The sequence below is a fragment of the Undibacterium sp. SXout7W genome (assembly GCF_049339385.1).
GTDB lineage: Bacteria > Pseudomonadota > Gammaproteobacteria > Burkholderiales > Burkholderiaceae_D > Undibacterium.
In genome coordinates this window covers 1-13,135 of record NZ_JBMPPF010000030.1, presented here as the reverse complement: position 1 = coordinate 13,135, position 13,135 = coordinate 1, and the positions used below count along the sequence as shown (strand labels likewise).

The window sequence follows — 13,135 nt, the reverse complement described above, 5'->3', positions numbered from 1 at the left end:
CCGGTGCCGTTTTGTAGGTTGAGTTTGCCATCTGCTTGCACCGTACCTTGGCTGTTGTCTAACTTTGCTGCGGTCGTGATGTTCAGGTCTTGTCGGGCATAGACGGTGCCACCAATATTGCTGATGTTCGCTGCTGTCAGTAGCACATCACCATTGCCTCCGATGAAGCCTTGGTTGTTATTGATTGCTTCGCGGGTATTGAGCTCTAATGTGCCAGTATTCGCTGTTACGAGAATTTTACCTGCAACACCTAACTCATTCACACCATTATCAACAGAAATTGCTCGGATTTTTAATCCATTTTTTGCCTGTAAATTGTTGCCACGATTGTCCAGCACATCGTTCATTTGCAAAATCAGAGAGCCACCGACGTCAATACTACCGTCCTTGTTCAGAAATTTATCTGTGGAAATTTCAAGGTCTTTTTTGGTAACTATGCTTCCTTGAGTGTTATCAAGGACATTAGCAACAATACTGACTGAACCATTACTACCGATAACACCGGTCTTATTGTTAAATATATCGCTGACTTTGAATCCCGTATTAGCATCATCCAAACTGACAATTCTACCGTTCTCATTGTTTAGATTTTTCGCGACAAGGGCGATTCCGCTTCCCGCTTCCATCGTACCATTGACATTATTAATGTCTCCGTCAGCAGAAATATTCAGTGCTTTTCCAGTGACGATGCTTCCCTTTCCGTTGTCCAATGCGTCACGCACTGCAATGGTCGTGGTTACAGTACTCTGAATATATCCAGCCTTTGCGTCCTGAGAGGTATCTGCATCAAGTATGCCGTTGGTCAACGCTTTCGCACTTAAACTCAAACTCCCTTTACTCAGAATTGCGCCGCCGCGATTATCTGCATTATCTTTACTAACAATATTCAGTGTACCTGTGCCAGTATGAACGATACTTCCATTGCGATTATCGAGCACACCGGATTCGATATTGAAATCGCTTGCATTAGCAATAATGCTGCCCTTCATATTATCAATATTGCTGGTTACTCTTATGTCACTGGGATCGCTACCTAACTGCACAAGCTTTCCTGCGTTATTGGCGATACTCGCTGCCATGAAGTCGAATTTACCAGCCTGAATCAGACCTTGCTGGTTGAGAATTGCTCCGTTTGTACGAATAGAGAGTGCCGTATTTGCCTGTAATATCCCGGCAGAATTATTCACCACTCCTGCGGTGGACAATTGGGCTGAGTTGTTTGCATAAATAGTGCCTTCGAGATTACTGATTTCTTTGGCGACAATACTGACACTGCCATTACTACCAATAAATCCTTTGTCATTCTTGACCGCTCCGAGGATATTCAACGTCAATGGTCCTGCACCTTCTACCAACAGTTTGCCATTTGCACTGTTGTCAATACCGTTGGAGTAAATGCTCAACCCTCTTTTCGCTGCAAGCGTATTGCCACGATTATCCAGGATGTCATTCAAACTCAGATCTAACATTCCTCCTACCGTCAACTGTCCCTTTTGATTATCAAATTTATCTACGGTGATTTTTAAATTATCGATAGTTGTGATTGAACCATCCTGATTTTTTAAGCTATGTGCGGAGATTTCGGCAGAACCATTGGATGCAATCAGTCCTTTTGTATTGTCAATTCCATTTTCAATCTTGATCTGCATACCGGTTGCACCGAGTGAAACAATACGGCCAGAAGTATTATCTAAATTCTTACCCGTGATGTTCAACGTTGAACCAGATTGAACCTCGCCTTCGGCATTATTGATGCTGCCACTGGCTTTGATATCGACGGAGCCGTCGCTGATGATGGTGCCTTTGGTATTGCTCAGGTCACCATTGATATTGAGGATGACACCTTTACTGCTATGGATCACGCCCTTGTCTGAATTACTCAAGTCTCCAGCGGTAAGCATCAAATCGCCACCACTAGTAATCTTTCCTGCGTCATTCAAAAGCTTGCCTTGGACGGTAATGCTGAGATCATCTTTTGCCTGTATTAATCCTTGCTGTCCGTTATTGATGCCTTTCGCATCAATTTTCAATTTTCCGTTTGAAACAATATTGCCGCCCAGATTGTCAATAGAACTTGCTGAGGTAATTTTCAGCATACCTTCTCCGGTATTATTTATCACACCAGAAGAATTAATCAGGCTACCTGTCGCAATCCAAAGAGAATTCCCGTTGCCGATAATTTGACCATTGGTATTATTGAGCAAATCGGTAACGTTAATAGAAGCAATACCAGCACCCGTGTGGAGAATTTGACCAAAACTATTGTCAATTGAGAAGGCGCTCAAATCAATGCCGCCTCCCTGAACTATCCCTTGTGAATTGAGTAAATTCCCACCAATCACGGCCAAAAGTTGCTCATTCGCTTGTAATACACCGTTTGTATTAAACCAGTTTTCGTTGGTGGTTGCTTTTACGTCTTTATTGAAAAAGATAGTACCGTGCGCATTGTTGACGGAAGCAGCATACAAGTTGAGGCCGCCATTTCCGCCAACAAAGCCAAAATCATTGTCTGCCCGGCCACTTACAAATACAGTGGCAATATCGGTACCGGTCGTGACAATGCGTCCGCTCGTTCCATCTTCGCTCTTATTGTTTTCCAACGTTCCTGCGGAAACTAGTAATTTTTTTGCCGACTGTATCGTGCCACCAGCATTGTTCAACTTCTCTTTTGACTGAACAGATAAGGCGTCACCCGCAATGAGTACGCCACCCGCGTTAGTGAAGTTCGTGACTTGCACGTCCGCACTACTTCTGGTCGATAATGTGCCGCTATCATTTTTCAGTGAGTCAGCGTTAACAGTCAGCGCGGTGTTAGTCGCAATCTTTCCATTGCTGTTGTCGAGCATTTTATCTGTGACAATCGCCAGCGATCCGCTTCCGCCATGAATGATAGAGCCATTGCTATTGTCCAAATTTTCAAGCTTGAATGTCAGCGTATCGGCATTAGTGGAGAATGTTCCTTTTGAATTTTGGAGCGAGCCGATCAGATTGATACTTTGATCTCCTGCACCGGCTTGCAAGATAGTACCGCCTGTATTGTCAATAGATTTTGCTGCAAGTTGAACACTATGACTTTGTAGTGTACCTTCGGCGTTAGACAATTTTCCATCGGTAGAAATCGCCAATGTCTTATCGCTTGATATCAGACCATTACTACCTGTGAGATCACCTCTGCTCTTAAGGACAAGGTTGTCACCAGCGAGCAGTTTTCCATTATTGTTATTAAATGTTCCACCGAGATTAAGACTCAGATCGTTTTTTGATTGTATTGTGCCGTCAACGTTCGAAGTCGAATAGCCTTCTATTTTTGTAGAAGTATTGCTGGCGATCATTCCCTTGTCGTTAATGATTATTTGTGATGGATTGATCCCTGTCGACGGGCCGTGAATGGTGATGCCACTACTGTTATTAGCGGTAGAAACCGCCGTCGCTGTCTGGCGCAAAATACCGCTGGTGTTGGTCAACCCCTGTGAAGTCAAGGACAAGGAGGAACTACTATCTATCGTGCCAGAAGTATTATCAATTTTCCCCACAGTGCTGAGGTTAATATTGTCCGCAAATATCTGCCCACTTTTGTTCGTCAGTGCACTACTTGCATCTAAAAGAACGTTATTCGTTGCAATGATTTGCCCACTATTTTGCAACTCTCCCAACACTGAAACGATGACATCTTGCGGCACAATTGATTTACCGTTGCGATCAATGCCCGATGCGGTATCATTCGCACTGATCAAAATGCCGCTGTTATGCATACTGCCAGTCGCGTTCAATGTCGTCGATTCTTCTGAACGTATAGTCCCGGCATTAGAAATATCACCACCACTAATCACTTTCAGTTTGGTGGCAGATTGCAAATTTCCAGCAGTAACACGTACATCGCCAGCAGTATTGACATCCAAAGTTCCCGTCAATGACAGAATATTCCCGGCGCTGTTAACCCCTACACCTCGATCAGTACCGATCAACCGCATACTATTGGCGTACATGCCTCCAAGTTGAGAAACGTCAATTGAAACACGCCCTGATCCTTGCCCCTGATTTTGACTTTCAAATTTATTACTCAGATAACTAACATTATTGTTACCAGTAATGACATCAAGTTGATTCGCCCATAATGCGGCATTCACCCGCAAACTTTGACTTAATAAATCAAGTTGATCGATATTGCGCGTGTTAATCCCCTTGCCATCAATATTAATTTGTCCGCTACTAATCTGAAATCCATTGACGCTTCCATCTGTTCCAATGAATGGTATTCCCGTAGTGAGAGTTGCACGAGCAACATTGATGAATCCACAGCCATCGCAAGTAATACCATTGGGATTGGCAACAATAACGTTTGCGCTTGTACCAGCTACTTCTGTGTAACCATGAATATTGGAAGGGGTGTTGCCATTGACTTGATTCAAAATAACTCTGGCACTTGCATTTCCCAGCATAGGATTACCAGTAACCCAGCCACCAAGTTGTGTTTGAGTGTTGGCACCTGAGTTATTTAAGATGATTCCATCTGAACCAACGTTGTAATTTGTAAAGCGATTGTTCGAAACGCCACTCGCTGATGGAGGGGCAATCTGTACAACAGGTACGCCGTTCGCTGCGACACCAACTACCGGTTTTTCTCCTTGCACCGAACGATCCACGGTGACTCCCGTACCAATAACCTGAGCAGATACCTGAGATGCCAGCATCATCGGCATTAATGTTTGCAACACAATCATTGCTGAGGCAATCAGACGTTGGGCGTAGGACTTATTTGTCACTTGTTCGGTGTTCATATTCATCATTTGCAACTAAAAAGCTGCAGAAAGAAAAGCAGTAAAGGTCGGCGTTTTTGTTATAAATCCTGTAGGCCGTTGAATCGGCATTCCTACACTAAACTCATAGTTGTATCTGTCATATTTTCCACGAACACCTATTGCCGCTCCACTCAGTGAGTCGCCCAATAAGTTGATCCGATTTCTGCCAGACAGACGTGCAGTATCGATAGCCAGATAAATTTCTCCGAGCGGAGGTAGCTGGAACAATTGCGGAAGATTTTTGCTCATTTCATTGCGCCATATCCATCCACTCTCTGATGAGAGTGAAGACGCGCCATCAAATCCTCGCACGCTATAGCGATTACCGATTGATATGTATTCAAACCCGGGAAGGAGTTTGGCAGCATGCTGTATGCGTAAATTGGTTTGATAACGAATATTTTCTGATGCTAAATGAAAAGATGTATTGAAACCGATGTCCGCAGTTGTGATCTGATAATGTCCATCCCATTCAGGTGCGCCGACAATTAATCCTGGTGCTTTAGATTGCTTTGGCAGACTTCCTTTGATTCCAACTAAAACGCTCAGGGATGAGCTATCCATAAAGCGACGGTAAGCTAAATTCGCTTCGTATCCTTTGACATCTCGAAACTGAACATTAATTTCAGAATCATCAACGTAGCTTTGGCTTACTTTTCGGTTTAACTTGAATTGCGTACTTAGTTTGGAATTTGTATTTCTATACAATACATAACCAGCACCAAGCTCCATTCCATAACTACGGCCGCTATATACAATGCCGCCACTAAAACCAGCTACAGTCTGTTTGTATTTTGAGTAATTAACGCCCGTCAACAATGACCAATAGCCAATCGGAACATTCCAATTAAGACTCGATGACGCACTGCCAACCGTCGAATTGGTCAAGTTAGCGTTATGATTGAACGTGAGCGTCAATGAATCATAAGCATGTAGAAGTGAATCTACTGAAAGAATTCCACCCACTTGCAGCTTTCCAGTTGACTCAGAACCTGAATCATCCAAGGTCAACAAACCACTCCAACGCTTGTGCTCTGGATGCCGTATCACAAGATCACTTGTCCCTGGTGAGGCACCTGGAATAATATCGAACTGCGCATCTTGTTGACTCGTTAGCCGACGGATATTTTCCAGAGCTTGATCAAGGTCTCGTTGGTTTAGCAAGGCACCAGTTGTTTTCGGCAATATCATCCACGCCCAGCCAGGAGAGACTCCCTCATCGCGTACTTCGTTGATATGTCCCGCCAGTACATTCAATTTCAACGTACCACCTGCAAGATTTTGCTCAGAAATAATGACACGCGTTGTGATATAACCTCTATCCACCAAATGACGTTGCAAAAATTCCTGTATCTGACGCAAACCTTTTACACCTATGCATCGATTCAGGATTAACCCACCATCTGATTTGATCCAACTGAATTCCTCCACGCCGATCCATTGAATGTTTCGAATGACGAAACAGTTTGACTCAACGGGAAGCACAAACTCCGCCTGCTTACCATCAAACGGATTTGTAAATATATCGGGTGTATTTCTCGCGCGACTTTGTGCTTCGTTGTTTTGCTCTGACTGCCGACGGGTAAGTTCCGCATCGGGAATCTGCTCCGCATGAACCGTAATCAATGAAAAAAAGAAAAGAATAAGAAGCCGCAACGCAAAAAAAATTTGCCTATTAAACATGCCAAATTTGCAAAAAAACAATGATTATATATTTATATAATCGTGCGCCACAACACATTTATTGCATTTATATATTTTATTTTTTGCAACTTACCTTATTAGCCAAACACGAATCCGAGTCACCCCACACCAGTTACGCAGAGATAGCCGAAGCCATCGCTACCCATGGTGCAGCCGCCACGATTAAACAAGATCAGGCCGAGTTATTTAAGCGCATGATTTTCAATATCCTGGTCAATAACAACGATGATCACCTACGCAACCATGGCTTTATCTTGGATGCCAATCCAAAAATCAAAGGTTGGCGTTTATCATCTTTGTATGATGTTGTGCCAGTACCGACCACAGCAACAGAGCGTTTTTTGCATTTGGCAGTCGGTCATCAAGGTCGCTTGGCGACACTACCCAATGCACTAAGCCAACATGGTGTATTTGGCCTCAGTAAAGTTCAAGCAATGCAAGCTGTTGAACACATCAGCGCCATTGTGCGCGAATGGAAAAATCAATTCGAAGCCGCCGGTGTCAGCAGCAAAGATATAGACCGTATCAGTAGCGCTTTCCGTCGACCACGTGAGTTAGGACTAGCGCAACTGGAATAACCAGCAAAACAATTCAACGTTGTTCCCCCATGCTATTGGTAGAAATCCAGTGCAAAATTAATTCACAATTAAATCCGACAATGTCCAGGTCACAGTGAATTTTCTCTTCAAGAGACAGAGTTAACCGATTAACGACCACCATTTTGCAAGCCGCTTTAATATCAATTTGGTAGTGATTGTACAGATTTGACAAGGAACAGTTATTTGCTACTCTTGGCTCCAGCTAATAAAAAACGGAGTGGTGAAATGCAAGTGACGAACGGAACCGTTCTCTTTGAGGACAATGAAAAACAACTCTGGGAAAAGCTGCTGGAAAGAAAACTGGATGGAATTACGCCACAATTGCTTCGCGAGTTAGGTGAAGCAATTGTGATGGAATTGACGGATGAGGGAAACCATGTATGGGCAAGAATGGCTGCCGAGCATGTCCAGGATATTCCGAAAGTACTGCACTAACGATGGAGCGTAAGTTCCGCATTTCTGAGTGTTGAGTGGTGATTTTCATCGCTTTAACGATATTTTGAGAAACGAATGTACTCACGGTGACACCTTGGCTTGCTAAGTCATCCAGTTCTTCTAAGATCGTTTGTGCATACTTGCGATTTTCTGCGCGTACAAAGATGAATTCCCAAAATTCAGGGCGAAAAAGCTCAGGTGTATTTGTAAAAGCGTCTGCTGCATGTGATGTTTTTTCTAAAATTGAATTAACATGGCCTGCAGCTAAATAAGAAACCTTCATGGTGATCTCCTAAAAAAATAGGGCTCACCAAACCCATCGGGATTGAGAACCCCAATGGTTGGTATGGACATTGTCCTTTAACGATGCTAGTTGCCCAGCGAAAAAGCAGTGGAAATAATGACTATTCTCTTTTTTCGTACTCTGCCGCAACTCAATTTATTCTGTAAACACATTTCATGCTGAACAACAGTAGACGCTGCATTAAAATCAAATATTCAATCAGGATTGAAGTAATTTCAGGGCGACCTGAGGCGAAGTCGATACAATTTTGAGCAAGGCTGCTGCCGAGCCCGTTGGAGAACGACGGTTTTGCTCCCAATTTTGCTACGTTTTCACGCTTACCTTCATTAATTTAGCAAAGTCATTTTGCGACAATCCAGTCTTTTCGCGAACAACTTTAGCATCGACATGCTCCAGGACAAATTAACTCGAAGCAGTGATTTGTCCTTTTGAAATGCTTTGCGCTTCTTTGAGACTGGTACCAGATCATTAAAAGTGATTTGTCCATTACAGCTCCTTTACTAAATCTCTCAGAATGGTTATTTCTTCTTCTGATAAGTTATCTTTCTTGGATTTTGGGTAAACCACCTACATGTAAATTTGATGGTTTAGTCACAAGCACTGAGCTCGGCAACGCTCGGGGAGCGCACTGATCAAATCGACAGGTCAACGCAAAGGCAACAAGCCAATCCCAGCACGGGTAAGATTTGGCAGGCGCGCCCCTACATAATAGACCGGCTTCCCTTGCATCAACCATAAAAAAATCAAAATTGCCGCACCACCGAGCAATCCACTTCTCTCTGAAAAACTGAGCTTTCGTTCAATTTAGGTAAAGAAAATAAAGCAAATTTTTGTTGATTTGACTTTTCTTTTAAATCTGGAGAATGGGCTTCGGTTAAGTCGAAAAATATTTTTTCACTGCCGATCATTTCACCTTATTTATAAAGGAATTTATATGACTACTTCGCCCGATCTAAAAGTCGCATACGCGAATTTCATCACGTTGCTCTGTCCTGGTTCATTGACTTCCCGCAGCATTGACAACAACAACCTAATATCGAAAATCGCTGATAGCGTTTCGCTCCAGCTCAATAGTAACGAAAACGGAAGTATTGCCATCGACAAGAATGGTAACACTGAGCAAACTTTGTCCAAAATAATCAATACTTTTCAGAATCAAACGAGGTTTGGCATCTTTGTACGGGATGTCGTTATTAATCAAGCTGCACAGATTGACACTACATCTTCTCGACTTGATTTCGGTAGCAATGCAGTTGGTATTGATCCCACTGCACAGTCAGATGTTTCCTCTGAAGTTATCGACCAACCCAGCATCGTCAGCACCATAACGAGAAGCGGAACAATATACAAAGATTTTGTCATTCAAATGGTGCTTGTCTTCTTGAAAGACTCCCGCTTCTTTATTCCACATACGTCTGCAATTGCGCTCAAATAGGAGAAAAAAATGCTCGAAATTGAACTCATGATTGCCTATGCAACCACCGCAGTGATCACACTCATTATTTTTCTGGCGCCTTTTTATATATGGTATAGAGAAGCACAACAGTCCAATAAGAACTGGCTATCGTGGCCCACCATTAGTGAGTATTGGAGGCAGAATCCAAAATGCAAAACAGAAAACGGAACTAAGTGTCGTTGCTGTTATTCGAGAAATATTCGACATGCTGGCTGGAAGGAGTCCTGCGACAACCGGCGAATACACAAATGCCAACAATGTAATACGGTTCTGTATCGCAGCGAGTCAAGGTAAGGTTTTCCAAGTGCGCTACGACACAGCATAAGTCGGTAGCGCATTCACATATTTACCAACTGTATTAACGAAGATATTCAATTGAATTTTGATAGAAATCATATTATGAAAAAAATCATACAACTTGCTTTTCCGGACAGAGCGTTCACTGCATTATTGGGGCTATATTTTGCTGCTGCCTGCACTTCTTTTATCCTGCTTTATTGGGTGTCTATTTGGTCGGATATATTAGACATCACGGAAACCGAACTCCAATATAAGGGACTGGCATTAATTATTGGAACTACTTTAATCAGGCACATCTTGATTGCTCATGGCAAAGACATTGCTGCAAACTGGCTAAACAGCAAATGATAATCTTTTTAAATAATTAAAATATGAGGGGGCTATTGGAGTTTTTTCCAATAGCCCCCTATGAACATCTTCGCAATTGCATTTATAGCAAGAGTTCTTGAGTCAAACTGAAATGCAAAAAAGAACAGAAATGCGCAAGAACAGATTTGCAGAAACACTGTTCGTTTCAGATAGTCTGAAAATGCTCATACACATTATTATCAATAATATGAAGATAACCAGTTAAAAATGCATATAAATTCATATATTTGAAATTATTTCAATAGTGATTTTTTAAATGCTAGAATATTGAAATTATTAGCCATACATGGTGATAACTTCATAATGTTGGATTATACATTCGCAACACCATCCGAACTCTGTAAGGAAATAGCGTCGCGTGTCAAAGAGCAACGCATGCGTCTGGAGCTCTCTCAGCCTGAACTCGCCCAACGCGCGGGCGTCGCACTGGGCACCGTATCTGGCTTTGAAAAGACCGGGAAAACCACACTCGAAACTTTGTTGCGCCTCATCGTTGCCTTGGGTCTGACGAAAGAACTTGAACCGCTCTTTTTGCAGAAGCCAACGTCAATCAAAGAGCTCGAAGAGGCCAGCAGGCCTGCACGGCAACGTGTTCCCCGAAAAAATAAACGGTTTTCATGAAAAAACTCAACATCAATTTTTGCGGATGGGGGCAAAACTGGCACCTCGGTACCCTAGCACACGAAGGGCGTGTTCTACTGTTTGAATACTCGGATGAGGCGCTTCAGCGCGGCCTGGAGCTATCGCCAATTTATTTGAAGCTGCGCAAAGCGGCCTATTCGAATTTTCCGAGTACACAAGAGAACTTGCCGGGGTTAATCGCCGACTCCTTGCCTGATGGCTGGGGAAGGCTCCTGATGGATCGCTGCTTTCAAAAAAATGCGCGCGACCTGGCCAGCATTTCACCACTGGATCGACTGGCGTTCATCAGTGATCGGGCGATGGGAGCGTTGGTGTTTAGCCCTCCCGATGAGATGAGCCACGATCCAGAATATCAAGAGTTGCGGGTGCTGGCGGAGGGCGCACAGGCAGTCTTGGCTGGCCAGGATACGGCTACCCTGGAACAATTGGCGCTCACCGGTGGTTCACCCCATGGCGCGCGGCCGAAGGTACTCGTTCAGTACAACACTGCTACAGGGCAGGTTAGCACCGACCGAGCGGCACCAGGCGAGGCATGGCTTGTCAAATTTCAGGCTCAGGGTGAAACGAAAGAAGTCTGTGCCATAGAGAAGCTTTACGCCACCATGGCGGAGAAGTGTGGCCTGATCATTCCCACCACGAAATACTTCGATTTAACCCCGAGGTTGGCTGGCTTCGGAATCGAGCGCTTTGATCGTAAACGCGGCATACGGGTGCCGATTTTGAGTCTGACTGCGCTGCTCGACGATAATTTCCGCTTGCCGACACGCGACTATGAGGTGTTCTTAAAAGCAACAAGAGCGCTGACTAAAGACGAACGGCAGGTGAAGAAGGCTTTCGAGCGATGTGTGTTCAATGTCGTATTCAACAATCGCGATGACCACACCAAAAATTTCTCCTATTTGATGAACGAATCGATGCAGTGGGAGCTGGCGCCGTGCTACGACCTCACATACAACGTTGGCGTTGGTGGTGAGCACCAGATGACGATCAGTGGTGAGGGTCTCAACCCGGGACTCAAACACTTGCTGAATCTGGCGACTGCAGTCGATCTGCCTTCGGCATGGTCTCGCCAAGCGATCGAGCGCATTACTACCGTAGCGGGGACATTAGCCGTTCATGCAAAGGAAGTCGGCATTAAACCTGCCACGCTGACCGTTATCACAAATGCCATCGAAGGTAACCGGAAGCGAATGACCTAACGTAAGCAGATGGCGCTTGGCTTGAAGTTGGATTCAGTGACGTCAGTCGGCAATCAAGGACAAGTTTTGAGGCAAACCAACACTATTCCGAGTGAACGACATCTACCTTATGGTCCAGTGTTTTGAGACAAGCTAGCTATGACCCAATCTTACCGCGCAACACTGTCGGATTTTGAAGCTGCTCGAACTGTTGCAGACTTGAATCGCTACCGCAGGGGTGTTGTCATCATTCGGCGGCTGTCGAGCTGGTGTTCACGCTAGTGACACTTGCGTGTTTTGAAGTAGATTGGGCGCAGCTCGACCGATCGATACCTTAGGTAGCGTGCGTTGATACTCCTTGAAATACAAAAGTAATAGGTAATTTGCCGCGTCACTGGTAGCTCAGCCTTATATGCATTAAAGCACTATAGTGTCCGCTGGCAGGCTATCGCCGTATCGATATTTAGCGTCTTCAGATGGTACATCCAGGCTACTGATTTCACGGAACAACATGAATTGCGAATCCAATCTAATCTGAAAATAAAATTTCAGTGAGGGCGATACTCCTCGCTATTTGGAAACATCAGTAATAACACTATCATTCGTCTGCTGTTACCGCGTAGCTTACGATTTTTGCATTTGCTGCTGGAAGGTGATTTCGATAAATTCTGCCGGACGTGACAAGGCAACTAAAATCGTCATTTTCAACATTCCATCCAACATATCTTGCTCTGTCATAGTTTCACCCAAACCGACAAAGACCGAAAACGCATCATCCGGACTAGCGCCAGCCAGACCACCTCGCTTCCAGATACTGGTCAGGAAATTGCGAGCCATGCTCTTAATGGTGATCCAGGTATTGGCGACGTTCGGTTCAAACACATAGGCTTTGGTAGCCAGGCGTAGTGACTCTTCCAGCATAATCATGGTGCGGCGTACATTGATATAACGCCAATCCAGACTATTGCTATCAAGCGTACGGGCACCCCATACCATAGTACCTTCACCGATAAAGGTGCGGATGGCATTAATTGATTTACCGGCCGTAGTCACGTTAAGGTCTTCCTGTTCCTCACTGTTGATGCTGACTGAGGGACTGACTACCGAATTCAAACTGACATTGGCTGGCGCTTTCCACACCCCGCGGGTGTTATCAACCATGGTGTAGATCCCGGCCATGGCGGCGCTGGGGGGTAACAGATTGAGTTTTTTCTTGATCACACCCATCAGTAACACATACAGCGGGCTGTTCAGTAACAGTAATTTATTGACCGCATCAATGCGACTGGTGAACGCCATATTGAGCTGGTCTTTGGTCATCGTCGCTACTGGACTCGGAGCTGGATTGG

At 44.4% G+C, this 13,135-nt stretch carries 9 protein-coding genes and 1 pseudogene; 5 read left to right on the top strand and 5 right to left on the bottom strand.

Annotated features, from left to right (window positions below; genetic code table 11):
- Together ACO0LB_RS19845 and ACO0LB_RS19840 are read right to left on the bottom strand one after the other, a co-directional pair.
- A partial coding sequence (locus ACO0LB_RS19845) for a filamentous hemagglutinin N-terminal domain-containing protein (RefSeq protein ID WP_423052307.1) occupies window positions 1–4,631 on the bottom strand: 4,631 nt, incomplete at its 3' end.
- A gap of 162 nt (window positions 4,632–4,793) precedes the next feature.
- Window positions 4,794–6,482 (bottom strand): ShlB/FhaC/HecB family hemolysin secretion/activation protein, encoded by a 1,689-nt coding sequence (locus ACO0LB_RS19840; RefSeq protein ID WP_423052305.1) that lies wholly within the window; start codon window positions 6,480–6,482, stop codon window positions 4,794–4,796.
- Between the two features lie 20 nt (window positions 6,483–6,502).
- Here ACO0LB_RS19840 and ACO0LB_RS19835 point away from each other — a divergent pair, with 20 nt between their 5' ends.
- Entirely contained in the window at window positions 6,503–7,081 is a 579-nt protein-coding gene (locus tag ACO0LB_RS19835; protein WP_423052303.1) for a HipA domain-containing protein, read from the top strand.
- A gap of 331 nt (window positions 7,082–7,412) precedes the next feature.
- On the opposite strand, the gene ACO0LB_RS19830 is transcribed toward ACO0LB_RS19835, so the two are convergent.
- Both ACO0LB_RS19830 and ACO0LB_RS19825 read right to left on the bottom strand, forming a co-directional pair.
- The gene (locus ACO0LB_RS19830) at window positions 7,413–7,820 is read right to left on the bottom strand and encodes a hypothetical protein (protein WP_423052301.1); all 408 of its coding nucleotides are present in this window, start codon (window positions 7,818–7,820) and stop codon (window positions 7,413–7,415) included.
- 219 nt (window positions 7,821–8,039) lie between these two features.
- A pseudogene (locus ACO0LB_RS19825) lies at window positions 8,040–8,276 on the bottom strand (helix-turn-helix domain-containing protein).
- A 499-nt stretch (window positions 8,277–8,775) separates the two neighbouring features.
- Here ACO0LB_RS19825 and ACO0LB_RS19820 point away from each other — a divergent pair.
- From ACO0LB_RS19820 to ACO0LB_RS19805, 4 genes are all read left to right on the top strand, one after another.
- Window positions 8,776–9,276, top strand: a complete 501-nt coding sequence (locus ACO0LB_RS19820) for a hypothetical protein (protein ID WP_423052299.1) — start codon at window positions 8,776–8,778, stop codon at window positions 9,274–9,276.
- 420 nt (window positions 9,277–9,696) lie between these two features.
- Window positions 9,697–9,945, top strand: coding sequence for a hypothetical protein (locus ACO0LB_RS19815; protein ID WP_423052297.1), 249 nt, complete (start codon window positions 9,697–9,699; stop codon window positions 9,943–9,945).
- Window positions 9,946–10,269: 324 nt separating this feature from the next.
- Window positions 10,270–10,587, top strand: coding sequence for a helix-turn-helix domain-containing protein (locus ACO0LB_RS19810; RefSeq protein WP_423052295.1), 318 nt, complete (start codon window positions 10,270–10,272; stop codon window positions 10,585–10,587).
- Window positions 10,584–11,807: a type II toxin-antitoxin system HipA family toxin gene (locus tag ACO0LB_RS19805; protein ID WP_423052293.1), complete on the top strand. Its 1,224-nt coding sequence runs from the start codon at window positions 10,584–10,586 to the stop codon at window positions 11,805–11,807. Before ACO0LB_RS19810 ends, ACO0LB_RS19805 begins: the two co-directional genes overlap by 4 nt.
- Before the next feature lie 603 nt (window positions 11,808–12,410).
- Here ACO0LB_RS19805 and ACO0LB_RS19800 read toward each other — a convergent pair.
- A partial coding sequence (locus ACO0LB_RS19800; RefSeq protein ID WP_423052291.1) for a phage tail sheath family protein occupies window positions 12,411–13,135 on the bottom strand: 725 nt, incomplete at its 5' end.

Bases quoted from the DNA above. Each gene is read 5' to 3' on its own strand.
- ACO0LB_RS19840 (WP_423052305.1), bottom strand. From the start codon at position 6,482: ATGTTTAATAGGCAAATTTTTTTTGCGTTGCGGCTTCTTATTCTTTTC.
- ACO0LB_RS19835 (WP_423052303.1), top strand. From the start codon at position 6,503: ATGATTATATATTTATATAATCGTGCGCCACAACACATTTATTGCATT.
- ACO0LB_RS19830 (WP_423052301.1), bottom strand. From the start codon at position 7,820: ATGAAGGTTTCTTATTTAGCTGCAGGCCATGTTAATTCAATTTTAGAA.
- ACO0LB_RS19820 (WP_423052299.1), top strand. From the start codon at position 8,776: ATGACTACTTCGCCCGATCTAAAAGTCGCATACGCGAATTTCATCACG.
- ACO0LB_RS19815 (WP_423052297.1), top strand. From the start codon at position 9,697: ATGAAAAAAATCATACAACTTGCTTTTCCGGACAGAGCGTTCACTGCA.
- ACO0LB_RS19810 (WP_423052295.1), top strand. From the start codon at position 10,270: ATGTTGGATTATACATTCGCAACACCATCCGAACTCTGTAAGGAAATA.
- ACO0LB_RS19805 (WP_423052293.1), top strand. From the start codon at position 10,584: ATGAAAAAACTCAACATCAATTTTTGCGGATGGGGGCAAAACTGGCAC.